Genomic DNA, 23,509 nt, shown 5'->3' with positions numbered 1-23,509 from the left:
AGCCATGACGACGCAGGACGTGCTCGACGACCGCTACGGGCATACGCCGTCGCCGCGCCGGCGGTGGACGATCTCCGTCGCGATCGTGGTGGTGGTCGCCGTCGTGGCTGTAATCGCGTGGATCGCGGTCGCGAACGCCGCGAACACCGTGGAGGCCCGCACGACCGCGTACCGCGTCGTCGACGAGCGCACAGTGGTCGTGAACTTCCAGGTCACGGCGCCGACCGGACGCGGCCTCGCGTGCGCGATCGAGGCGCAGGACGAGCAGCACGGAATCGTGGGGTGGAAGGTCGTCGAGTACGAGGCATCCGATGAGCCCGGCCGCGCCTTCAGCGAGACGCTTCCGACCGTCGGTCGGGCGACGACGGGTTTGGTCAACTCCTGCTGGGTGACGTAACCTGGGATCAACGTACGTCGATCGCGCCCTGGCCGTGAGCCGGGGCGTTTGGCTTATCGACGTCCCCCCGAACGAAGGAGACCGACGTGTCCACTGACGCACCGGTGACGTTCCTCACCCAGGATGCCTACGACCGCCTCGCCGCCGAGCTCGAGCACCTGTCGACCGTCGGCCGCGACGAGATCGCCAAGCGCATCGAAGCCGCCCGCGAAGAGGGCGACCTGAAGGAGAACGGCGGCTACCACGCCGCGAAGGACGAGCAGGGCAAGCAGGAGGCGCGCATCCGCACGCTCCAGCAGCTGCTCAAGAACGCCAAGGTCGGAGATGCGCCCGAGAGCAAGGGCATCGTCGAGCCGGGCACCGTCGTGACGGCGGTCGTCGCCGGCGGCGAAGAGGTGTTCCTCCTCGGCAACCGCGAGATCGCCTCGGGCTCCGAGCTCGACGTCTACAGCGAGGCGTCGCCCCTCGGCTCGGCCATCATCGGCCTCAAGGAGGGCGACAAGGCCTCCTACACCGCTCCGAACGGCCGCGAGATCTCGGTCGAGGTCGTCAAGGTCGAGACCTACGCGGGTCAGTGACCTCGAGAGGCCGGCGCCGCGCGTGCGGAGTCGGCCCCTCGCGTCCTAGTCGAATACGACTGTCGGACTGAAGCCGGCCTCTTCGAGCACCGCGATGACGTGAGCTCGGTGCTCTTCGCCGCGCGTCTCGACGCTCAGCTGCAGGATCACCTCGCTGATCTGCAGGCCCTGGCCGTGACGGGTGTGCATCACCTCGATCACGTTCGCGCCGGCGAGCGCGAGCAGCTCCGCCACGCGCGCGAGCTGACCGGGCCGATCCGGCAGCGGGATCCGCAGGGTCATGTAGCGACCGGATGCCGCGAGCCCGTGCGCCACGACGCGCTGCAGCAGCAACGGGTCGATGTTGCCTCCCGACAGGACCGACACCGTCGGCCCCGACGCCTGGATCTTGCCCGACAGGATCGCGGCGACGCCCGCGGCCCCCGCGGGCTCGACGACCTGCTTCGCGCGCTCCAGCAGCGAGACGATCGCCCGCGCGATGTCGTCGTCGCTCACCGTGACGATGTCGTCCACGAGCTCGCGGATGATCTCGAACGGGATGTCGCCGGGCCGCGCGACCGCGATGCCGTCGGCGATGGTCGGCGTCGTCCCGATCTGGATCGGCCCTCCCGCCGCGAGTGAGGGCGGGTAGGCGGCCGAGTTCTCGGCCTGCACGCCGATGATCCGCACAGATCGTCCGGATGCCGCGGCCCGCGCCTTCGCCGCCGCGGCGACGCCCGCGATGAGCCCGCCGCCGCCGACGCTCACGACGATCGTCTCGATGTCGGGGACGTCGTCCATGATCTCGAGGGCGAGCGTGCCCTGCCCCACGATGATGTCGCGGTGGTCGAACGGGTGGATGAGGACGGCGCCCGTGCGCTCCGCGAACTCGGCCGCGAGCCGCAGGGGCGTCTCGACCGTCGCGCCTTCGAGCACGACGTCCGCCCCGTAGCCGCGCGTCGCGAGAAGCTTCGGCACCGGGACCCCCAGCGGCATGAAGATCGTTGCCGGGATGCCCAGCGACTGCGCGGCGAAGGCGACGCCCTGCGCGTGGTTGCCGGCCGAGGCCGCGACCACTCCGCGCGCGCGTTCTTCGGGGGTGAGGCGCGAGAGCCGGTACATCGCGCCGCGGATCTTGAACGAGCCGGTGCGCTGCAGGTTCTCGAGCTTGAGGTGGACGGGGACGCCCATGAGCTCCGTCAGGTGCAGGGACGCGTCCAGCGGCGTGTGCGAGACGACGCCCGCCAGAGATGCGGCGGCGTCCTCGAACTCCGCCAGGGTGGGCGTGGTCAAGCGGGCTTCCTCCTCGTGCGTGGGACCGTGCTCCAGATGAGATCCGCCGGCGGTGGTCGCTCACCGGTCTGCCACGACCTGCGCGAGATGCTGACGGCGACGACATTGATGAAGGCGGCGAGCGGCACCGCGAACAGCGCGCCGGGGATGCCGGCGATGAGCGCGCCGCCGGCGACCACGAGCACGACGGCGAGCGGGTGCACCTTGACCGCGGAGCCCATGAGCAGCGGCTGCAGGACGTGGCCCTCGAGCTGCTGCACGCCGAGCACGACGACGAGCATCCACAGTGCGATCCACGGGCCGTTGTAGACGAGTGCCAGGAAAACCGCGAGCGCCCCGGTCACGACCGCACCGACGATCGGCACGAAGGCGCCGAGGAAGACGAGCACGCCGATCGGGATCGCGAGCGGGACGCCCAGCAGGAACGCGCCGAGCCCGATGCCGATCGCGTCGATCGTCGCGACCAGCAGCTGCGTGCGCGCGTAGTTGACGACGGTGACCCAGCCCGCACGTGCCGAGGCGTCGGCCGCCGGGCGGGCCCTCTGCGGGAACAGCCGCAGGGTCCAGCGCCAGATGCCCGGACCGTCGGCGAGGAGCGTCAGCAGGATGAAGAGGGCGAGCAGCGTGCCGGTCGCGACATGCCCGACGGTCGTGCTGATCGCGAGGGCGCCCGACCACAGGAGCTCGGCCTGCTCCTGGATGAGCGCGCCCGCCTGGTCGAGCAGTCCGTCGATCTGCTCGGGCGTGAGGTGCAGCGGGCCGTCGATGAGGTACTGCCGGAGTTGCTGGACCGCCTCGATCGTCCGCGCCTGCACGTCCGACCATTGGCGGGTGATCTGCCACACCGCCAGCCACAGCAGGCCTGTGACGATCGCGAGCGTTCCGACGACTGAGATGACGATCGCGAGCCACTTCGGCACGCGATGGCGCAGCATCCACGAGAACGCCGGCCACAGCAGAGCCGTCACGAGGATCGCGATGAGCAGCGGCACGACGAGGAGGCGCAGCTGGATCACGAGCCAGATGCCCACCCCGACCGCCGCCGCGACGACGAGGAACCGCCAGGAGTACGCGGTCGCGACGCGGAGTCCTCGGGGAATGGTCGGCGACAGCTCAGTGGAAACCACTCGGCTGCGGTCGCGGATCGCGTCGAAGATCCCCCCGCGGGCCTTTTCGTCTGGGCCGCTCATCCCGCCAGTCTACGGGCGCACGCGCGCGTCTCCGGCGCGCGCCGACGCCCCGGGGGCCGTGTCGGAGGCGACGTCTAGGCTGACCCGGGTGAACGGCTCCCTGAGCGCCTCCGAAGCGCGTCGCATCGTCCTCGCCGCGCAGGGGTTCACCCGCGCGCGCCCCGGGTCGCCCGGCACGCGCCAGCTGAACACGACGCTGCGGCGCATGCACACGCTGCAGATCGACTCGGTCAACGTGTTCGCCCGGTCGCACTACCTCCCGCTGTTCTCACGGCTCGGGGCGTACGACCCGAAGGCGCTCGATCGGCTGCTGTTCGCCCGCCGCGCGCCGTACGTCGAGTACTGGGCGCACGTCGCGGCGTTCATCCCCGCCGAGGACTGGGGGCTGTTCCGGTTCCGCATGGACGACCTGCGGGCGAAGTACGGCGGCGACGACACCTGGTTCGGCCGCAACCGCGAGACCGTCGAATGGGTGCGCTCCGAGCTGGCCGAGCGCGGGCCGCTGCGCCCGGCGCAGATCGAGCGCGACGCGAAGCGCGAAGCGCGCGGACCGTGGTGGGACTGGGACGTGGTCAAAGAGGCGCTCGAGCACCTGTGGATGTTCGGCGAGGTGGCCATCGCGGGCCGACGGGGCTTCGAGCGCACGTACGGCCTCGCCGCCGACGTCCTGCCACCTGCCGCGCTGGAGACGTCGGTGCCGCGCGACGACGCGATCCGCGAGCTCGTCCGCCGCGCCGCGCGCGCGTACGGGGTCGCCACGGCATCCGACATCGCCGACTACTGGCGCATCCGGGACCGTCCTCGCGTCGTCGCTGCGATCAGGACGCTCGAAGACGCGGGGGAGCTCACGCCGGGGACGGTCGAGGGATGGACGACCGCCGGCCGGCCCGCCAAGGCGTGGCTCCATCGCGACGCCGCGATCCCGCGCCGCGTCGACGCGACGGCGATCCTCACCCCGTTCGATCCCGTCGTGTGGTTCCGCGATCGCGCCGAGCGCCTGTTCGACTTCGCGTACCGGATCGAGATCTACACCCCGGCGCCGAAGCGCCGCTACGGCTACTACTCGCTGCCCGTGCTCGTGGGCGACGACCTCGTCGGCCGCGTCGACCTGAAGGCCGACCGCGCCGCGTCGACGCTGCTCGTGCAGTCGGCGTGGTGGGAGCACGGCGCTCCGCCCCACGCGGCCGAGCGCCTCGCGGAAGAGCTGCGCGCTGCCGCGCGGTGGCAGGAGCTCGAGTCCATCTCGGTCTCGCGGTGGGGCGATGCGACCGACGCCCTCGCCGCCGCGCTGCCCGAGGCGGCGCGCCACGAGGCCGGATCACGCGAACCCGTCGCGCTCGCTCCCGACGAGCCGACCGCTAGCGTGGAGGCGTGAGACGAGGGGCCGTCATCGGCATCGTCGCGGGGGCGCTCGCCGCCATCGCCGTCGGCGTTGCACTGTGGTGGTGGCTCGCGCGCCCCGGAGGCCCCGGGGGGCCGGCGGACGCCGCGCGAGAGTTCCTGTCCGCGCTCGAGTCCGGTGACGGCGAGCGCGCGGTCGAACTCCTCGAGTCGGCTCCGCCGCGCGAAGCGGACGTCGCCGCCGCGCTCGACGGGGCAGCCGCCCGGATCGAAGCCGCGACCGTCGAGCGCGTCTCGGCGGGCGCCGGCGGTGCGACGCGCGCCGACGTCGCCTTCGACCTCGCGGGCGAGTCCCACGAGGCGTCGTTCGGCCTCGTCGAGACCGCGGACGGGTGGCGCGTCGCCGCCGACGCGCTCGGCACGCTCACGGGCGAGACGACGATCGGCGACTCGATCGCGGTCGGAGACGTGATCGTCCCGGCGGATGCGCCGTTCGCGCTCCTTCCCGCGCAGTACCCGGTCACGGCCGCACCGCGCGGGCTGCTCGAAGGCGAGGCGACGGCGGTCGTGCTGCCCGGTGGCTCCGCGGATGCGGCGGTCGAGGCATCCGTCTCGCCTCAGGCGACCGAGCGCGCGCAGGCCCGGCTCGAGGAGTACGCGCGGGCGTGCGCCCAGCCGGCCGACGCCGTGCCCCGCAACTGCGGGCTGCGCGTGCCGTGGGCCGCGGACCTCGCGACCCTCGAGTCGATCGCGTTCCGCATCGACCGGATGCCGCAGCTCGCCCTCTCCCCTGACGCGACGGCGTTCGACGCGACCGGCGGCGTCGTGACCGCCACCGCCACGGGAACGACGCGTGACGGCGGCACCGCATCGTTCACGTACCGCGCCGACGACTGGGCGCTGCGCGGCACCGTGTCGTTCGAGGGCGACGAGATGGTGCTGGCCATCGGCTGACGGCTACGCGACCGCGACGCCCTGCACCTCGAGCCCGAGCCAGCGCGCGAGATCGCGGATCTCGGCCTGCACTCCCTCGGCGATGTCGGCGGTGACCGGCTCGTCTTCGTGGATCGCGTTCACCCGAAGCACTCCGCCCTTGCGGTCTGCCTTCGCGTCGAGCTTTCCGACGAACCGGTCGCCGTGCAGGATCGGCAGCGCGAAGTACCCCCACCGGCGCTTCGCGGCGGGCTTGTACATCTCGAGCAGGTACTCGTAGCCGAACAGCTCCTCGAGCCGCTTGCGGTCGAACACGAGTCGGTCGAACGGCGACAGCAGCGCCGTCCGCGGGGCCACGTCGTCGAGCCCCTCGAGCGCCGCGGGGTCGAGGCGCCAGCGGCCGTCGATGCCGTCGACGACCGCCTCTTCGCCCACGGTGCCGACGTCGATGGGCTCGACGGGCTGACTCACGCTGCGGGCACGCGCGACGCCGAGCGAGCCGAGCCGCCGCTCCGCGCGCTCGCGCGCGGCGTCCTCGTCGGAGAGGTCGGGCACATCGGCCGGGTATACGCGCTCCGCGAGGTCGAAGCGACGGCCCTGGGCGTCGCGGCCCGAGATCGCGACCTCCCCGCGCAGCACGAGCATCTCGAGCATCTGCAGCGTGTTGCGGTTGTTCGTCCACCCCGACGAGCGCCACGACACCTGCGCCGTGTCGGGGATGTCGGCAGGGCGCAGCGGACCGTCGGCACGCAGCCGGTCGAGGATGTCGCGGCGGAAGCGATCGTTCGCGGCGAGCCACTCGCGCGCCTCGCGCGACTGCGGCCGTCTGCGCACCTCGGGGAGGAGCAGCGGCAGGTCTGCCATCGTGCGATAGAAGCCGCCCCATTCGAAGATCGCGCGGTCCTCCTCGACGAGGCGCGCGAGATCGGCGGGATCGTACGGCCACCCGAGCCGGCTCCACAGGATGTGGTCGGCGCTCGGCGCGATCGCAGCCGTCGGCTCGATGTTGACGACGGTCAGTGCGTCGATCGTCTCGACGATTCCCGCGGGCCGCTCGGCCGTCAGCAGCTGGGCGCGCACCGCGATGCGGCGCGCCTCATCACGCGACAGTCGATGAGTCATCCCGCGACCCTAGCGCGGGGGTCCGACGCGACGACACCCGTCAGAACCGGCCGCCCATCGTCTGCAGGCGCTCGATCCTCTGCGGGATCGGCGGATGCGTCGCGAACAGGCGCGCGACGGCGCCAGGTCGCAGCGGATCCGAGATCCACAGGTGGGCCATCGAGGTGTTGGCCTTCTGCAGCGGGCGCCCGTACTGCTCGAGCTTGGTCAGCGCCGACGCGAGCCCGTCGGGGTCGCGCGTGGTCATCGCGCTCGTGGCATCCGCCAGGTATTCGCGCTGCCGCGAGATCGCCGCCTGCACGACACCGGCCAGCAGCGGCGCCACGATCGCCGCGACCACGCCGAAGAGCAGGAAGATGATCTGCGCCTGGCTGTTGCCGCCCCGGCGTCCGCCGCCGAAGAACGCGACGCGCAGGAAGACGTCGGCGAGGATGCCGACCGCCACGACGAGTCCGAACACGATGAGGGACACGCGGATGTCGTAATTGCGGATGTGCCCGAGCTCGTGCGCGAGGACGCCCTCGAGCTCGCGATCGGTCATGAGCTCGAAGAGCCCCGTGGTCACGGTGATCGAGGCCTCTTCGGGCTTGCGCCCCGTCGCGAACGCGTTGGGCGCCGGATCGTCGACGACGTACAGCTTGGGCATGGGCGTGCCTGTCGCGATGCACAGGTTCTCCACGAGCCGGTAGTAGCGCGGTGCGTCCTCGCGGCCCACCTCGACGGCGCCCGACATCGCGAGCGCCTCACGGTCGGCGAAGAAGTACTGGAAGGCGGCGTAGCCGGCGGCGAAGATCAGGACGAACGCCGTGACCCACCAGTTGTTGTTCATGAGCCAGCCCGCGAGCAGGCCGATGGCGCCCAGCACCAGGATGAACGCGGCGAGGATGAACCACGTGTTCCGCTTGTTGCGGGCTATCGCGGAGTACACGCGTCAGAACTGGACGCGCGGCGGCTCCGAGATGGCGGCGCCGTCGACCACCTCGAAGAACTCCCGCTCGTGGAAGCCGAGGTTGCGCGCGAACAGGTTGTTCGGGAAGACCTTGATCTTCGTGTTCAGCTCGCGCACGCCGCCGTTGTAGAACCGACGCGATGCCTGGATCTTGTCTTCGGTGTCGACGATCGACTGCTGCAGCTGGAGGAAGTTCTGGCTCGCCTGCAGCTGCGGGTAGGCCTCTGCCACGGCGAACAGCGATTTGAGCGCCTGCTGCATGTGCCCTTCCGCGACTCCCGCCTCGGCGGGGCCGGATGCGCTCAGCGTCTCGGCGCGCGCTCGCGTGACGTTCTCGAACACCGCCTTCTCATGCGCCGCGTAGCCCTTGACCGCCTCGATGAGGTTCGGCAGCAGATCCGCCCTTCGCTTCAGCTGGACCGTGATGTCGCTCCATGCCTCGTCGACCCTGACGTTCAGCTGCACGAGCGAGTTGTAGGTCGCCCACAGGTAGATTCCGACGATGACGACGAGCGCGACCACGATGAGAACCGGGATCAGCCATTCCCACATACCTGTGACTCCGTTCGTATCACCGTCATCCTAGCGGGGTGCCCCGCGCCTGAACGGGGTACGCCGGTGACTCCCAGGCGTTATTCACCGAGCACGCGCTCGAGGTAGGCGTTCTGGAACATCCGGTTCGGATCCAGCCGGTCGCGCAGCCCCACGAAGTCCCCGAAGTGCGGGTATCGCTCGCGGAGGGCGGTGGCATCGAGCGTGTGCATCTTGCCCCAGTGCGGGCGGCCGCCGTGCGCGACCATGATCTCCTCGACGGCCTCGAAGTACTCCGAGGGGTCCTCGCGCCAGTAGCGGTGCACGGCGATGTAGCCGGTCTTGCGCCCGTGCGCGGTCGACATCCACAGCTTGTCGGCGGCGGCGAACCTCACCTCGATGGGGAACGAGATGCGCCAGCCGCGCTCGTCGATGAGCGCCCGCAGCGCGTCGAACGCCGGCCGGACCTTCTCGGCCGGCAGCGCGTACTCCATCTCGCGGAACCGCACGGTCCGGCTCGTCGCGAAGACCCGGTGCGACAGATCGGTGAACTCGCGGTCGCCCCATACGCGCACGGATGTCCCGTTGATCGTAGGCACGGTGGCAGGCAGCATCCGCGCCACACTGCATGCCACCTGGTGCAGTCCGCTCCCGACCAGCGTGTCGTCGACCCATTTGCCGACCGGCGACAGTGGATGCCGCGGCGCGCTCTCGGGCAGTCGTGTGTTGGTCTTGGTCATGGCTCGGTCGGTGTGCGGGAACCAGTAGAACTCGAAGTGATCGGATGCCTCGACCCGGTCGTCGAGCGACTCGAGCACGTCCGTGAGGGCCTCCGGCCGCTCGAGCGCATGGAGCACGAACGCGGGGACGCACTGGATCGTCACGTCGACGAGCACGCCGAGTGCGCCGAGCCCCAGCGCGACGGCGGGCAGCAGGTCGGCGCTCTCGTCCTCGTCGATCGCGAGCAGCTCGCCGTCGGCGGTCACCAGGGTCGCGCCCACGATCTGCGTCGCGATGCCGCCGAAGCGCGCCCCCGTGCCGTGCGTTCCGGTCGAGATGGCGCCCGAGATGGACTGGCGGTCGATGTCTCCGAGGTTCTGCATCGCGAGGCCGTACGGCGCGAGCAGCGACGGGATCCGGTGCAGGCGCGTGCCCGCGAGCAGGCGAACGCGCGAGCGCTCGCGGTCGACGTCGACGATCCCCGACAGGTCGGTGAGGTCGAGGAGCACGCCCGGAGCGGCCGCGATTGCGGTGAAGCTGTGGCCCGAGCCGACCGCCTTGACGCGGAGTCCACGCGCGGCGGCGGACTGCACCGCGCGCCGCACCGCCCCCACCGTTCGGGGGAACTCGATGCGCTGGGGACGGATCGACACCGATCGCGCCCAGTTCTGCCATGCACCGCCCAGTCGTGTCACAGGAACGTCTTGCCCTCTCCGCGATAGGTGGGAACCTCGCCGACGACCGCACCGTCGTCTACGAGGACATATCGGTCGACGCGCTCCGCGAGCTCGCCGCTCTTCGCGTGCCGGAACCACACACGGTCCCCGACCTTCAGGTCTCTCGCCGCGTCGCCCTGCAACGGCGTCTGCACCTCGCCCGCCGCCTCGCGCGGCAGGGTCGTGAGCCCCGCGGGCCACACCGGCTTGGGCTGCCGTGACGCGAGCGCGGGCCCCGACGCGATCCAGCCGCCGCCCAGCACCGTCGCGATGTCGGCCGCGGGCTTGCGCACGACCTCGAGGGCGAACGCCGCCGCGGGCGCCGGATCGAACGCACGGTATCCGTCGAACAGGTGGCCCGCGAGCAGGCCGCTGCCGGCGGTCACCTCGGTGACGGATTGATCGGATGCCGTGAGCTCGAGCGACCCCGTGCCGCCGCCGTTGACGAACTCGAGCGGCGCGATGTCGCGCAGCGCGGCGACGACAGCCGCGCGGCGCTCGAGCAGCTCCTGCGCGGATCGGCGCTGCATCCACCGGATGACCGAGTCGCCCGATCCGGTGGCGTCCCCCTGCCCGGCGATCTGCGCCTCGTACATCATGAGGCCCACGAGGCGGAAGCCCGGACGCGCGGCGATCGCGCGCGCGAGGTTCGCGACATCGGCGGGACCGTGCAGGGGCGACCGCCGCACGCCGATGTGGCCGAGAGCGGGCGCGCGCCACGAGGCATCCGCCTCGATCGCGACCCGGATCTCGGGACGCTTCGCGGGAGGCGCGACCGCGTCCGCGAGGTCGAGCTGGGCCAGGTCGTCGACCATGAGCGTCACGCGCGCGGCCGCGTTCTCGTCGGCGGCGAGGGCCGCGATCGCGGCGCGGTCGACGGTCGGGTAGCCCAGCACCACGTCGTCGTGGGTCTCGGCGAGCCACAGCGCCTCGGGCAGCGTGAAGGCGAGGATTCCGCGGTAGCCCGCGACGGCGAGCGTCGCGTCGACGATCTCGCGCACGCGCACGGACTTGCTCGCGACGCGGATCGGCACGCCCGCCGCGCGGACGACCATGTCGAGGGCGTTGAATCGGAGCGCGGCCAGGTGGATGACGGCGACCGGGCCCGAGACGCCGGCGACGGCATCCGTCACCTCACGCCAATAGACCGCGGGATCACGCCACGGCTGCGTCGCCACGGGTGCGGAGAGCAGGTCGAGCGTCATCGTTGCCGCTTCGGGTGCGAGCGCATTGCCCCAGCCTACGGCGATGGACGATCGGTTTCGATGCGGCGGACACCCGGCGCGGCGCGACGCCCGCCGCACGCGGTCACGACCCGGGCTGCTCGATCGGGACCCGTAGGATGCGATCGTCGCCGGGGCGCGGGTCGGTGCCGCCCCACGTCGCACGGTCGGTGTTCGATGTGATGAGCCACAGGGCGCCGTCGGGCGCGACCTCGACCGTGCGGATGCGCCCGTAGGTGCCGACGAGGTGCTCGACGGGCTCGGCGATCGCCTCCCCGCCGTCGACCGGGAGCTGCCACAGCCGCTGACCGCCGAGCGCTCCGATCCACAACGAGCCCGCGGCGTACGCCATGCCCGACGGGCTCGCGTCGTCGGGATGGATCGTCGCGATCGGCGGGACGCCCGTGTCGCCCGCGACGCCCTCCGTCTCGGGCCATCCGTAGTCCTCGCCGGGGTGAAGGACGTTGACCTCGTCCCACGTGCGGTGGCCGAGCTCCGACGCGTACGCGGTGCCGTCCGGTCCGAACGCGATGCCCTGCACGTTGCGGTGGCCGCTCGAGTAGACGGGCGAGGCATCCGGGTTGTCCGCCGGGATGGAGCCGTCGGTCGCGATGCGCAGGATCTTGCCGTTGAGCGAGTCGTCCGCCGCGGCGTTCTCGGGCTCGAAGGCGTCACCCGTTCCGATCCACAGCCGGCCGTCCGGGCCGATCGCGAGGCGCCCGCCGTGGTGCCGATCGGCGGTTTGGATGCCGTCGAGCAGCACGCGATCGACTGTGAGCGAGGCGAAGTCGTCGGCGATCGCGAGCGCGACGATCCGGTTCTCGTCGGCGCCCGAGACGGATGCGAAGACCGTGCGGTTCTCGTCGAACTCCGGCGATGCGACGATGCCGAGCAGCCCGCCCTCGGACGAGACCCGCACGTCGGGGACGACGCCGACCGGCTGGGCCTCGCCACCGGCGGCGGGAACGCGCAGGATCCGCCCGCTGATGCGCTCCGAGACGAGCGCGGACCCGTCGGGGAGGAACGTGAGGCCCCAAGGCGCTTCGAGGCCGGTCGTGAGCTCTTCGGGTTCGCCCAGCGTCGCAATGGACCCGGGACGGGGCGTCGGGTCTGCGGGGACGCTGATCCGCGGCTGCGCCGAGCCGGGTGAGCCGGATGCCGCGCCCGTGCAGCTCGCGAGGGCGACGCCGAGGCCCAGGAGGCCGAGTGCCACCGTGACGATCGTGCGGACGGTTCGCATGAGTGCTCCCTGCTGAGGATGCGGCGCTACGCGGCGCCGCCGTTGACGAAGAGGGTCTGGCCGTTGATCCAACGCGCGGGTCCGGCGAGGAACGCGACCGTCTCGGCGATGTCCTCGGGCGTGCCGAGCCGCTCGAACGGGTTGCTGCGCGCGATCTGCTCGATGAGCTCGGGGCGCTTGCCGTCGAGGAACAGCGGGGTCGCGGTGGGGCCGGGTGCGACCGTGTTGACGGTGATGTCGCGCCCGCGCAGCTCGCGCGCGAGGATGAGCGAGATCGCTTCGACGGCGCCCTTGGACGCGGCATACGCGCCGTAGTTCGGAGCCTGCAGCCGCGTGATCGACGTCGAGAAGTTGATGATCGCGCCGCCCGGCCGGAGGCGCTGGGCGGCGAGCTTGTCGACGACGAACGTTCCCCGCACATTGATGCGGTGGATGCGGTCGAACTCGTCGAGATCGAGCTGCGCGATCGGTGAGAGCGGCATGATGCCCGCGGTGTGCACGAGCACGTCCACGCCGCCGAACTCGCGCTCGGCAACGTCGAACAGCTCGGTCGCGGTGCGCTCTTCGGCGATGTCGCCGCCGACGGCGATGGCTCGCCCGCCCCGTGCGGTGATCGCGGCGACAGTGTCGTCCGCGCGCTCCTTGTTCCCGTGGAAGTGCACGACGACCGCGACTCCGCCGGCGGCGAGCCGCAGCGCGGACGCACGGCCGATCCCGCCGGAGCCGCCGGTCACGATCGCGACACGGTCGATGGTGTCGGTCACAGGTGTTCTCCTCGCGTAACATGTGAACAGGAAGTACATTACTGCGAGAGGTAGAAATGTACAAGCTGTACACATTACACCGCCGAAACGCGAGGAGCATCGATGACCGAAGAGCGCACGCCCCCTCCGCGACGAGGTCGGGGCCGCCGGCCCGCCGCGGAAGTCCGCGCCGAGGTGCTGGCCGCGACCGGCCAACTGCTCCTGCACGAAGGGCTGCGGGCGGTGACATTCGACCGCGTCGCGCGCGAGTCGGGCGCGAGCAAGGTCACGCTCTACAAGTGGTGGCCCTCCCCCGGCGCCCTGGCCGCCGAGGCGTACTTCACAGAGAGCGCCCCGGTGCTGACCTTCCCCGACACGGGCGACATCCGCGCCGACCTCATCTCGCAGCTCACCGCGTTCGTGCGGTGGATGACCGTCGAGGGCGCGGCCACACCGGTGTCAGAGCTCGTCGGAGCGGCGCAGATCGACCCCGACGTCGCACGCGCCTGGGCCGAGCAGTACGCCAGACCGCGTCGCGAGCTGGCCCGTGTCCGCCTGCGGAAGGCTCAGCAGCAGGGTCAGCTCCGCGAAGACGCCGATCTCGAGGTGATCGTCGACCAGCTGTGGGGCGCGTGCTACCACCGGCTGCTCGTGCTCAAGGTGCCCTTCGACGAGGCGCTCGTACCGAAGCTCGTGGATCAGGCTCTGTACGGAGCCGCGCGCGTGGAGGTGACGCCGCCCGTCGCGCGTGGTGGCCGACGTCTCGGGCTCTGACGGGGGCCGTGCCGCAGCGGTCGGTGCCGGGACTCGCTCAGCGGCCCCGTCGCATGAGCGCGCGGCCGTGCACCTCCCGCATCGGCGAGAACGGACCCGAACGGATCGTCTCCGTTCTCGAGCGCCTGCGTCGCAAGGTCGACGCAGCGGCGCAGAAGCCGCTCGTCGATATCGGAGATCGCCGCACCATCGTCGTCTCCTCCGCGGAGCGTCGAACGTACCCCCGCTGGGATTCGAACCCAGACTGGAGCGGGTTTAAGCCGCTTGCCTCTGCCGGTTGGGCTACGGGGGCGCGCCGAATCACGGCGACGTGCCCACCCTAGTGCTCAGCGCGACGCGGCGACCTTCACGCTCTTCGCCGGCTTCTTCGCACCCTTGTCGTCGACCGGGTTCGCGACGACCTGCGGGCGAGGACGCGCCGCGAACTCCTCGAACACGTAACGCGGGTTCTGCACCGTGGAGAGGTTCACGAGGTCGCGGCCGAGCCACAGGTTGTTCCACCAGCCCCACAGCACGCGCCACTTGCGCTCCCACGAAGGCATCGCCATGCCGTGGTAGCCGCGGTGGGCGACCCACGCGACGAAGCCCTTGAGCGCGAGGTTGCCGGACTGGAACACGCCGTTGTACAGGCCGAGGCCCGCGACCGCGCCGAGGTTCTTGTGGTAGTACTCGCGCGGAAGCTCGCCGCGGAGCACCGCGGTGAGGTTCTTCGCGAGGAGCTTCGCCTGGCGCACGGCGTGCTGGGCGTTCGGCACGCAGTAGCCACCGACGCCGCCGCCCGAGAGGTCGGGTACGGCCGAGACGTCGCCGGCCGCCCACGCGCCCTGGACGACCTCTTCGTCGGTGCCGACGCGCAGGTCGGCGCGCGTGAGGATGCGCCCGCGCTCCTCGACCAGGAGGTCGCTGCCGCGCACGACGGTGGGATTCGCCATGACGCCCGCCGTCCAGATGATCAGATCGGACGGGATGATCTCGCCGGTCGACAGCTCGACGTTGCCGTCGACCGCACCGGTGACCTGCGTGTCGAGGTGCACGCTGGCACCTCGCTTGGCGAGGTCTTTCAGCACCCACTCGCTCGTCTTGAGCGAGACCTCGGGCATGATGCGGCCCATCGCCTCGACGAGGTGGAAGTGCGTGTCTTCGAACGAGAGCTGGGGATAGCTCGAGACGAGCGCCGACGCGAGCGATCGCAGCTCGGCGAACACCTCGATGCCCGCGAAGCCGCCGCCGATGACGACCGTCGTGAGCAGACGGTCGCGCGCGGGACCGGGAGGCAGCACCGACGCCTTGTCGAAGTTCGACATGAGGCGGTCGCGGATGGCGACGGCCTCTTCTATCGTCTTGAGGCCGATCGCGTTGTCGGCGATGCCCGGGATCGGGAACGTGCGCGACACGGCGCCCGCGGTCACGACGATGTGCTCGTACTCGAACTCGAACGGGTCGCCCTCGATCGGGGTGATCGTCGCGACCTTGCGGGCGTGCTCGATGCCGGTGACCTTCGCGGCGAGCACGTTCGTGCGCTTGAGGTGGCGGCGGAGCGCGACGACCGAGTGACGCGCCTCGATGGAGCCGGCCGCGACCTCGGGAAGGAACGGCTGGTACGTCATGTAGGGCAGCGGGTCGACGATGGTGACCTCGGCCTCGCCTTTGCGCAGATGCTTCTCGAGCTTCCAGGCCGTGTAGAAGCCTGCGTAGCCGCCACCGACGATGAGGATCTTGGGCACGGTGTTCGTCACGGTGGGGAGAACTCCTCCTGAGTCAGCGGCGTGGCGTGCTGGACGCCTTACGGATGCGTCGGACAGCTGCGGTGACGCCGAGCGAAACAAGTATACCCGCGGCAGTCACACCCAGCAGCGGCAGGGTGCCGTAGAGGAGCGTATCGGACGTCGGCACCAGCGGACTCGTCTCGGGCGGCACCTCGTCCGCCGACGGCAGCGGCGGCACCGTGACGACCGCCTCGGTGGGCGTGGGGGCGGGCGTCGCCTCGGCCCGGCGGTACAGGCGGATCCACTCCTCGAGGCTGCCCATCGGGTTCTCCGACACGCGTGCCACCCCGGCCGACACGGCCGCCGCGGCGTCGACGAGCCCGTAGCCGTACAGCGGGTCGGGCAGGTCTCGCCCGGGCGCCGGCGGCCGGGCGGTGCGGATCAGGCGGTTGATGACGTTCGCGGCGTCGAGATCCGGATGCGCCGCCCGCACCAGCGCCGCGATGCCGGCGACGATCGGGGCCGCGCCGCTGGTGCCGTCCCACTGGACCAGCCGCCCGTCGGACGATACCCCCAGCAGCTCCTCGCTCGGCGCGGAGACGCCGATCGTGATGCCCTGCGTCGACGCGTTGACGCTGGCGCGACCGGCCGGATCGACGCCGCCGACCGTCAGCACGCCGGGGATGGTCGCCGGCGCGCCGACGCGCGTCGTCCCGCTGCCGCGGTTCCCCGCCGCGACGATGACCACGACGTCGTTCTCGAACGCGTAGAGGAACGCGTCGTCCCAGCTGCGGTCCCAGTCGGGCGTGTTCGTCGTGAGGGAGAGGTTGATGATGTCGGCGCCGTTGTCGACGGCCCACACGATGGCCTCGGCGATCTGCTGCGAGAACGGGACAGGCGCGGATGCCCCGAACCCGACCGAGATCGACAGCAGCTCCGCCTCGGGCGCGACGCCGATCATGCCCGTGTCGGGACCGGTCCCCCTCCCCGCCGCGAGGGAGGCGACCCAGCTGCCGTGGCTCGCGTCGACGGCGCCGATGGGCGTGCGCCCGTCGTCGGTGCCGACGCCCGAGACATCCGTGCCGCCGACGACCGCTCCCTGGAACTCGACCGGACCGCGTCCGATCCCCGTGTCGATGATCGCGATGCGCACGCCCGCCCCGCGCGTCGTCTCCCACGCACGGCGGATGCCGTACGCGTCGAGCCAGTACTCCGCGGCGCGGACGGGGTCCTCGGCATCCGCCTCGGGGGTCGTCGGTGCGGAGGCTGCGCGAAGAGCCGCGGCGGAACCGGTGACGGGCGCCGCGGCATCCGTCGATGCCGCGGCCGCCCCCGATGGCGCGATCAGCACCGAGACCGCGACGACCGCAGCCGCCGCGTGCGCCGCGAGGCGCTTCGAGCGCCTCATGCGACCCTGCCGAGGTTCGGACCGGGCGTCGCGCACACGCAGCGCTCGGGTGACCACGCCGCGAGCTCGAGCGCGCGGTCGCCGATGGGGTTCACCCCCGGACCGGCCGCGAGCGCGTGGCCGGCGACCGCATGAAGGCACTTGACACGGGCGGGCATGCCTCCGGCCGAGATGCCCTCGATCTCGGGCACCTCGCCGTAGTGGGCGCGATCGCGCAGGTACGCCTCGTGCGCGTACCGGTAGCGGGCGCGCAGGTCCTCATCCTCGGCGAGCTGGTCGTTCAGCTCGCGCATGGCGTGGTCCGCCTCGAGCGCGGACATCGCCGCCGTGGCCGCCGGGTGCGTGAGGTAATAGAACGTCGGGAACGGCGTGCCGTCGGGCAGGCGCGGCGCGGTCGCGACCACGGTCGGATTGCCGCACACGCACCGCGCGGCGACGCCCACGACGCCGCGCGCGGGCCGGCCGAGCTGCTCGCGCAGCACGTCGAGGTCGGCCTCGGAGACGGGCGGGAACGGCGGCGTGGTCACGGCGCCCAGGCTACCCGTTCCGTGCTGAGCGGACGCTGGCGTGGACCGTGGCCCGCACCGGCGGATGCGCCGCGGTCAGGGCGCGGGCGGGGCATCCGTCTCGTCGGGGTCCGGCTCGTCGGGCACGCCGATCGTGATCGGGGCGACCGTCTGCGCGATGCCCGCTTCGGTGAGCGTCCGCACGAACTGCGACATCCAGTCGGCGCGCGTGACCTCGACGTCGTCGCTCACGGGCTCCTGCTCGCGGGGCAGGCGCTCTTCGGGGAGGTCGTTGTCGACGAGGTACACGACCTCTCCCGGGCGCACGTAGTACAGCCGCTCACGGGCCTGTGCGGTGATGTATGCCGGGTCGTCGAAGCGGTCGCGCTGCGCCTCGAGCGCCGCGACCTCCTCTTCGGTCGCCTGCACCGCCTGCTGCAGCGCGGCGATCTGCTGCCGCTGGTCGACGTAGGTGCCCACGGTCGGCACGAGCACGAATGCCGCCAGCACGACGAGACCGAGCATGATCGCCATGAATCCCGAGAACCGGATGCCGCCGAGCCACGCCCGCACATCGACGGGCTTGCGGGGCACACGGCGCGTGCCGGTGGAGCGGGATGGGGAGGTCGTCTTCACAGTGGACGATCCCCCCTACGACACGTTCCGCGATCCACGCGAGGCTGTCCTCGATCGTACGGCGAGTGCGCTCCGGCTCCCCCGCCCGCTCGCCGAGTGTCGCGAGCCGGATGTGCGGCGCGACGGTCGTGCGTGGCACGGAAGAGGGCCTGCGGGCGGTGGTGTCGCCCGCAGGTCCCCTCTTCGGCTGCCCTCAGCCCTTGAAGCGCGGGAAGGCCGAGCGACCCGCGAACACGGCGGCGTCGCCCAGCTCCTCCTCGATGCGCAGAAGCTGGTTGTACTTCGCGACGCGCTCGCTGCGGGCGGGCGCGCCGGTCTTGATCTGGCCGCAGTTCACCGCGACCGAGAGGTCGGCGATCGTGGTGTCCTCCGTCTCCCCCGAGCGGTGCGACAGCATCGAGCGGTAGCCGTTCTGGGTCGCGAGCGCGATCGCGTCGAGAGTCTCGGAGAGCGTGCCGATCTGGTTCACCTTGACGAGGAGCGCGTTCCCGACGCCGAGGTCGATGCCCTTCTGCAGGCGTGTCGGGTTGGTGACGAACAGGTCGTCGCCGACGAGTTGCACCTTCGAGCCGATCTTGTCGGTGAGGGCCTTCCACGCGTCCCAGTCGTCCTCGGCGAGGGCATCCTCGATCGTGACGATCGGGTAGTTGTCGACGAGGTCGGCGAAGTAGTCGGTGAGCTGCTCGGCCGACCACGGCTTGCCCTCGACCGTGTAGACGCCGTTGTCGAAGAACTCGGTCGCGGCCACGTCGAGCCCGACTGCGATGTCGGTACCGGGGGTGAAGCCGGCCTTCTCGATCGACTGGATGAGGAAGTCGAGACCTTCGCGGTTGCTCGGAAGATCGGGGGCGAACCCTCCCTCGTCGCCGAGGCCGGTCGCGAAGCCCGCGGCCTTCAGCTCGCCCTTGAGGACGTGGTACACCTCGGTGCCCCAGCGCAGCGACTCGGCGTATGTCTCCGCGCCGATCGGCGCCAGGAAGAACTCTTGGAAGTCGATGCCGTTGTCGGCGTGCTCGCCGCCGTTGATGACGTTGAACAGCGGCACGGGGAGCACGTGCGCGTTGGGGCCGCCCAGGTAGCGGAACAGCGGCAGGTCGGCGCTGTCGGCGGCCGCCTTCGCCACCGCGAGCGAGACCCCGAGGATCGCGTTCGCGCCCGCGCGCGACTTGTTCTCGGTGCCGTCCGCCTCGATGAGGATCTCGTCGACGATGCGCTGCTCGCTCGCCTCGACCCCCTCGACGGCGGGGCCGAGCTCCTCGACGACGGCGGCGACCGCCTTCAGGACGCCCTTGCCGCCGTAGCGGCCCTTGTCGCCGTCACGCAGCTCGTACGCCTCGAACGCACCCGTCGACGCGCCCGAGGGCACGGCGGCGCGCTGCACGATGCCGTCGTCGAGGAGCACCTCCACCTCGACGGTCGGGTTGCCGCGCGAGTCCAGGATCTCGCGCGCGTTGACTGCCTCGATAAGTGCCACAGGGGACTCCTTGGTTCGTGGAGGGTGGTTCTGCGGAGCGCCGTCGGTCCGCCCCCGAGTCTAGTGACCGCGCCGCGTCGGCCAGGGGCATCCGTCATGTGCCGCCTACGGCCGTGACGATCGCGATCGCGACGCCGTCCCAGCCCTTCGCGTCGAGCGTCTGCAGCGCCGTCGCGTCGAAGCGCGGATCGCGCGCGAGCATCTCGAGCCCCCGTTGCGTGCCGATGACGTTCGAGACGGTCGTCGCGGGATTGGCGACCTCTCCCCCGCGTCCGACGTTGTCGACGACGACGACCGTGCCCGGATGCCCGAGGCGCGCCGCCCAGTCGAGGTAGAGCGTGTTGGACTCCTTGTCGGCGTCGATGAACACGAAGTCGAACGGCTCCTCGCCCGTGAGCGTCGGCAGCACGTGCTCGCCTCGCCCGACGCGCACCTCGACCTTGTGAGCGACGCCGGCGCGTTCGAAGTTCCTGCGGGCGAGCTCGGCGATGCGCGGCTCGGCCTCGATCGTCACGACGCGCCCGTCGTCGGGCACCGCGCGGGCGAGCCAGATCGTCGAGTAGCCGCCGAGCGTGCCGATCTCGAGCACGCGGCGTGCTCCGCTCATGCGCGCGAGCAGATGCAGGAGCTTGCCGTTGACCGGGGCGACTTCGATCGGAGGGAGTCCGGCGGCCTCCTGATCGGCGACGGCGGCCTCGAGGGCCTCGTCGTGGCCGACGAGCGTCTCGCTGAAGTAGGCGTCGACGCGACGCCAGGTCTCGGGCGTGGGGTGCTGGGTCACACGGCCAGCCTTGCCAGGGGCATCCGGCCCGTCAAGACGTCACGGGCGGGCCCGCGTGACTCACGTGTCGTGCTCGATGATCCCCGCGTCCTCGCGGTGGTCGTCGGTCCCGCCCGACGGGTACGACCCGACCTCGGGACGCCGTGCGAGGAAGATCGCGCTGGCGACGAGTCCTCCCCACACCAGGACGATCGCGAGGATCAGGAAGATGAACGAAAGACCGGTCATCGTGTCACCTCCGAACGGGTTTCGGCGGATGCCTCGGGAACCGCCGGCCATGCCGCGAACTCATCGGGCGACTCACGCCACGGGATGAGCCACGCCACGATCGCGATGATCACGATGAGGGCGACGGTGCCCCATCCGAAGATGCCGAGGTACCAGCCCGGCATGCCGCCGTACCCCTCGACGATGAGCGTGATGATCCGCGAGATGAGCATGTAGCCGAGCACGACGGGCGCGACGAGCCCGACGAGCAGCACCCAGATGCGACCGACCTTGAAGGTCGACACGGCGTTGAGGTGCTGACGCAGCTCGGGTCCGCGCCGGAAGACCCAGATCACGAGGATCGACATCAGGACGGCGGATGCCACGATGCCGATGTTGTTCGCCCACTGGTCGGTCACGTCGAGCGCGAGCAGGCCCGTCGTGGTCGAGAACAGGACGATCGACAGCAGCGCACACAGCGCGCCGAGGCCGATCGCCGCCGTGCGGGGCGTGAGCCCGAGCTTCTCCTGGATGCCGGCCGACACGACCTGCAGCACCGAGATGAGCGAGGTGAAGCCCGCGAGGGTGAGCGAGCCGAAGAACAGGGCTCCGAAGATCGGCCCGGCCGGCATCTGCGCGACGATCGCGGGGAACGTGATGAAGGACAGGCTCACGCCCGTGAGACCTTCGAGGTCGCCGACGGCGATGCCCTGCTCGAACGCGAAGAACCCGAGCGTCGCGAACACGCCGATGCCGGCGAGGATCTCGAACGACGAGTTCGCGAACGCGACCACGAGGCCCGGCGACGTGAGATTCGCGCGTCGCCGGCGGTACGACGCGTACGTGATCATGATGCCGAACGCGATCGACAGCGAGAAGAAGATCTGGCTGTACGCGGCGATCCACACGTTGGGGTCGCCGAGGGCCGCCCAATTCGGCGTGAAGAGCGCGTTGAGTCCTTCGGCCGCGCCGTCCAGGAACAGCGCGCGGATCACGAGCACGAGGAACGCGATCAGCAGCACCGGCAGCGCGATGACGTTCGCGCGCTGCAGGCCCTTCGCGACGCCGGCGGCGAGGACCACGATCGTCGCCACCCAGACGATCGCGAGCGGGATGAGCACGCCCGGCACGAACTCGAGGCTGAATCCAGGGTCGCCGACATGCAGGTAGTCACCGAGCAGGAACCCTGCCGGGTCGTCGCCCCACCGCAGGTCGAACGAGAAGACGAAGAAGCTCATCGCCCACGCGATGACGACCGCGTAGTAGATCGCGATGACGAACGCGATCGCGACCTGGAACCAGCCGAGGGTCTCGAGCCACCGCCCGCGCGGCCCGCCGAGCCGGCGGAACGCGGTCGGGGCGGCGCCGCGGAAACGGTGCCCGATCGCGTAATCGAGGAACAGGATCGGGATGCCCGCGGTGATGAGCGCGACGAGGTAAGGGATGAGGAACGCACCCCCGCCGTTCTCGTACGCCACACCCGGGAATCGCCAGATGTTGCCCAGCCCGACGGCCGAGCCGATGGCGGCGAGGATGAATCCGACCTGTCCGGTCCACTCCTCGCGGGGTTTCGTCGAACCGGGTCCTGTGGGTGTGTTCGTTGCTGCGTCGGTCACGGGGGCTCCCTTCGGCTGCGTCGGCAAAGGTGCGGAGTGCTCGGCACGCTAGCAGTACCGCCGCGCGTTCACGAGAGGGTCGTCGCGTGTCGATACGAGCTCGGTGTGAACGCGAGCACGGTCCGGAAGTCGTTGGTCAGGTGTGCGTGGTCGGCGTAGCCGAGCTCCGCCGCGATCGCCGCGAGATCGGCATCCGGGTCGTCTCTCACGCGCTGTGCAGCCTCCTGCAGCCGGCGCCGGCGGATCATCGCCGACGGCGTGACCCCGACGTGGCGTCGTGCGAGCCGCTGCAGCGTGCGCGCCGAGACCGCGAGCCGCGCGGCGGCGTCCTCGACGCGGACGATCTCGGGATCCGTCATGAGCAGAGCCGCCATGTCGTTCGCGAGGCGCTGCTCGCCGCTGAGACCGCCGACCCGTCGCGCGAGCCACGACGAGAACGCCTCGACCGCGCGAGCGTGGCGTGCCGCGGCATCCGGGTCGTCCATCGCGTCCGAGACGGCGCGAACCAGCCCGGGCGCGTCGATCGAGACGGATGCGTCGACCAGCGCCGCGGCATCCGCCGCCAGCGCCCCGACCGCAGCCGGCCGCAGGAGCGCCCCGACCGCCCATCCCCGACCCCTGAGATCGCGGTGGAGGCGTCGCGTGGTGGGTCCGAAGAGGCCGACGTCGCCCCCTTCGACGACGAGGTTCGACGCGGGATACGCCACCACCTCCTGACGCGACGAGCGTCCGGGGACGATGTCCCACTCGGGGATCCAGAACCACTCGACGAGGTCCGTCGCCCCGGCGCCCGGCGGCACGCGGGTGAACTGCGGCAGCCGCGCGGGATACAGGATTCCTCGCGTCGGGTCCATGCTCCTCAGGGTAGGCGCGGACGTGTCGCGTATCTCCAAGCGCCGGTCGGCGGGGCATCCGTAGCGTCGTGGACATGGAGAAGACAGAGACGGCGGCGAACGGCCGCCACACCACGAACGGCATCCCCCACGGACTCACGAGCCTGACCCCGTTCCTCGCGATCCCCCGCGCGAAGGAGGCGATCGCGTTCTACCGCGACGTCTTCGGCGCGCGGGTCGTCGACGTGACCGAGACGGACGGCGTCGTGTACCACGCGCAGCTCGACTTCGGCCACGGTCACCTGCAGCTCGGCGAACCGGTCGCGGACTACCACCTGGTCCCGCCGCCCGCGGGCGAGGACGACTGCTACTCGATCGGGCTCTACTGCCCCGACGTCGACGCGCTCACGGAGCGCGCGGCCGAGGCCGGCGCGACGATCCGCGAGGCGCCGACGACCTTCGTATCGGGCGACCGGTTCTCGAGCATCCGAGACCCGTTCGGGGTGCGCTGGTCGCTCATGACGCGCGTCGAGGACCTCTCCGAAGAGGAGAGCGCGCGGCGCGTGGCCGAGTGGGCCGCGCAGCTCGGGGCGGGCTCGCAGGGCTGACACCC

At 71.2% G+C, this 23,509-nt stretch carries 24 protein-coding genes and 1 tRNA gene; 6 read left to right on the top strand and 19 right to left on the bottom strand.

Translation table 11 applies throughout. From position 1 onward, the window contains the following. Positions 1-4 precede the first annotated feature (4 nt). Positions 5-397: a DUF4307 domain-containing protein gene (locus BJ991_RS09270; protein WP_179489421.1), complete on the top strand. Its 393-nt coding sequence runs from the start codon at positions 5-7 to the stop codon at positions 395-397. Positions 398-483: 86 nt separating this feature from the next. Beyond that, positions 484-975 (top strand): transcription elongation factor GreA, encoded by a 492-nt coding sequence (greA, locus tag BJ991_RS09265; protein WP_179489419.1) that lies wholly within the window; start codon positions 484-486, stop codon positions 973-975. Positions 976-1,020: 45 nt separating this feature from the next. Here the strand turns inward: greA and ilvA are convergent, their stop codons facing one another. Both ilvA and BJ991_RS09255 read right to left on the bottom strand, forming a co-directional pair. Beyond that, entirely contained in the window at positions 1,021-2,247 is a 1,227-nt protein-coding gene (ilvA, locus tag BJ991_RS09260) for a threonine ammonia-lyase (protein ID WP_179489417.1), read from the bottom strand. After that, positions 2,244-3,437 carry an AI-2E family transporter gene (locus BJ991_RS09255; protein WP_179489415.1) on the bottom strand — a complete coding sequence of 398 codons (1,194 nt, stop codon included), beginning with the start codon at positions 3,435-3,437 and terminating at the stop codon, positions 2,244-2,246. Before BJ991_RS09255 ends, ilvA begins: the two co-directional genes overlap by 4 nt. A gap of 88 nt (positions 3,438-3,525) precedes the next feature. Here BJ991_RS09255 and BJ991_RS09250 point away from each other — a divergent pair, with 88 nt between their 5' ends. Both BJ991_RS09250 and BJ991_RS09245 read left to right on the top strand, forming a co-directional pair. Beyond that, entirely contained in the window at positions 3,526-4,812 is a 1,287-nt protein-coding gene (locus BJ991_RS09250; RefSeq protein ID WP_179489413.1) for a DNA glycosylase AlkZ-like family protein, read from the top strand. Then, the gene (locus BJ991_RS09245; protein WP_179489411.1) at positions 4,809-5,732 is read left to right on the top strand and encodes a hypothetical protein; all 924 of its coding nucleotides are present in this window, start codon (positions 4,809-4,811) and stop codon (positions 5,730-5,732) included. Before BJ991_RS09250 ends, BJ991_RS09245 begins: the two co-directional genes overlap by 4 nt. A gap of 3 nt (positions 5,733-5,735) precedes the next feature. Here the strand turns inward: BJ991_RS09245 and BJ991_RS09240 are convergent, their stop codons facing one another. From BJ991_RS09240 to BJ991_RS09210, 7 genes are all read right to left on the bottom strand, one after another. Beyond that, positions 5,736-6,833, bottom strand: a complete 1,098-nt coding sequence (locus tag BJ991_RS09240) for a DNA glycosylase AlkZ-like family protein (RefSeq protein WP_179489409.1) — start codon at positions 6,831-6,833, stop codon at positions 5,736-5,738. 40 nt (positions 6,834-6,873) lie between these two features. Continuing rightward, entirely contained in the window at positions 6,874-7,761 is an 888-nt protein-coding gene (locus tag BJ991_RS09235; protein ID WP_179489407.1) for a M48 family metalloprotease, read from the bottom strand. A gap of 3 nt (positions 7,762-7,764) precedes the next feature. Further along, a complete protein-coding gene (locus BJ991_RS09230) occupies positions 7,765-8,334 on the bottom strand; it encodes a LemA family protein (RefSeq protein WP_179489405.1) in 570 nt (189 codons plus the stop codon). 80 nt (positions 8,335-8,414) lie between these two features. Further along, on the bottom strand, positions 8,415-9,728 hold the full coding sequence (locus BJ991_RS09225) for a D-arabinono-1,4-lactone oxidase (RefSeq protein WP_179489403.1): 1,314 nt from the start codon (positions 9,726-9,728) through the stop codon (positions 8,415-8,417). Next, positions 9,725-10,954, bottom strand: a complete 1,230-nt coding sequence (locus tag BJ991_RS09220) for an alanine racemase (protein ID WP_179489401.1) — start codon at positions 10,952-10,954, stop codon at positions 9,725-9,727. Before BJ991_RS09220 ends, BJ991_RS09225 begins: the two co-directional genes overlap by 4 nt. 103 nt (positions 10,955-11,057) lie before the next feature. Further along, positions 11,058-12,212, bottom strand: coding sequence for a PQQ-dependent sugar dehydrogenase (locus BJ991_RS09215; protein ID WP_179489399.1), 1,155 nt, complete (start codon positions 12,210-12,212; stop codon positions 11,058-11,060). 26 nt (positions 12,213-12,238) lie between these two features. Next, entirely contained in the window at positions 12,239-12,976 is a 738-nt protein-coding gene (locus BJ991_RS09210) for an SDR family oxidoreductase (RefSeq protein WP_179489397.1), read from the bottom strand. Between the two features lie 102 nt (positions 12,977-13,078). On the opposite strand from BJ991_RS09210, the gene BJ991_RS09205 reads away from it, so the two are divergent. Continuing rightward, on the top strand, positions 13,079-13,729 hold the full coding sequence (locus tag BJ991_RS09205; protein WP_179489395.1) for a TetR-like C-terminal domain-containing protein: 651 nt from the start codon (positions 13,079-13,081) through the stop codon (positions 13,727-13,729). Positions 13,730-13,947: 218 nt separating this feature from the next. Here the strand turns inward: BJ991_RS09205 and BJ991_RS09200 are convergent. The 10 genes from BJ991_RS09200 to BJ991_RS09155 form a co-directional block, all read right to left on the bottom strand. Further along, a tRNA-Leu gene (locus BJ991_RS09200) sits at positions 13,948-14,021 on the bottom strand. A gap of 34 nt (positions 14,022-14,055) precedes the next feature. Then, the gene (locus BJ991_RS09195; protein ID WP_179492656.1) at positions 14,056-15,453 is read right to left on the bottom strand and encodes an FAD-dependent oxidoreductase; all 1,398 of its coding nucleotides are present in this window, start codon (positions 15,451-15,453) and stop codon (positions 14,056-14,058) included. Positions 15,454-15,487: 34 nt separating this feature from the next. Next, positions 15,488-16,843 carry a S8 family peptidase gene (locus tag BJ991_RS09190; RefSeq protein WP_179489393.1) on the bottom strand — a complete coding sequence of 452 codons (1,356 nt, stop codon included), beginning with the start codon at positions 16,841-16,843 and terminating at the stop codon, positions 15,488-15,490. After that, entirely contained in the window at positions 16,840-17,370 is a 531-nt protein-coding gene (locus BJ991_RS09185; protein ID WP_179489391.1) for a DUF501 domain-containing protein, read from the bottom strand. The genes BJ991_RS09190 and BJ991_RS09185 overlap by 4 nt, the downstream gene beginning before the upstream one ends. Positions 17,371-17,445: 75 nt before the next feature. Next, positions 17,446-17,985, bottom strand: coding sequence for an FtsB family cell division protein (locus tag BJ991_RS09180; RefSeq protein WP_343048697.1), 540 nt, complete (start codon positions 17,983-17,985; stop codon positions 17,446-17,448). Positions 17,986-18,178: 193 nt separating this feature from the next. Then, complete coding sequence (eno, locus tag BJ991_RS09175; protein WP_179489389.1) at positions 18,179-19,459, bottom strand: phosphopyruvate hydratase; 1,281 nt, start codon at positions 19,457-19,459, stop codon at positions 18,179-18,181. A gap of 94 nt (positions 19,460-19,553) precedes the next feature. Then, on the bottom strand, positions 19,554-20,240 hold the full coding sequence (locus BJ991_RS09170) for a class I SAM-dependent methyltransferase (protein WP_179489387.1): 687 nt from the start codon (positions 20,238-20,240) through the stop codon (positions 19,554-19,556). Between the two features lie 60 nt (positions 20,241-20,300). Beyond that, positions 20,301-20,468, bottom strand: coding sequence for a methionine/alanine import family NSS transporter small subunit (locus BJ991_RS09165; protein ID WP_179489385.1), 168 nt, complete (start codon positions 20,466-20,468; stop codon positions 20,301-20,303). Further along, a complete protein-coding gene (locus BJ991_RS09160) occupies positions 20,465-22,063 on the bottom strand; it encodes a sodium-dependent transporter (RefSeq protein WP_179489383.1) in 1,599 nt (532 codons plus the stop codon). The genes BJ991_RS09165 and BJ991_RS09160 overlap by 4 nt, the downstream gene beginning before the upstream one ends. 68 nt (positions 22,064-22,131) lie before the next feature. Next, positions 22,132-22,917: a helix-turn-helix domain-containing protein gene (locus BJ991_RS09155; RefSeq protein WP_179489381.1), complete on the bottom strand. Its 786-nt coding sequence runs from the start codon at positions 22,915-22,917 to the stop codon at positions 22,132-22,134. Between the two features lie 74 nt (positions 22,918-22,991). Here BJ991_RS09155 and BJ991_RS09150 point away from each other — a divergent pair, with 74 nt between their 5' ends. Next, a complete protein-coding gene (locus tag BJ991_RS09150) occupies positions 22,992-23,504 on the top strand; it encodes a VOC family protein (RefSeq protein WP_179489379.1) in 513 nt (170 codons plus the stop codon). Positions 23,505-23,509: the final 5 nt, after the last annotated feature.

Source organism: Microbacterium immunditiarum, assembly GCF_013409785.1.
Lineage (GTDB): Bacteria > Actinomycetota > Actinomycetes > Actinomycetales > Microbacteriaceae > Microbacterium > Microbacterium immunditiarum.
Note: the sequence above shows the minus strand (reverse complement) of the source record. Positions and strands in the feature narration are given on the sequence as shown.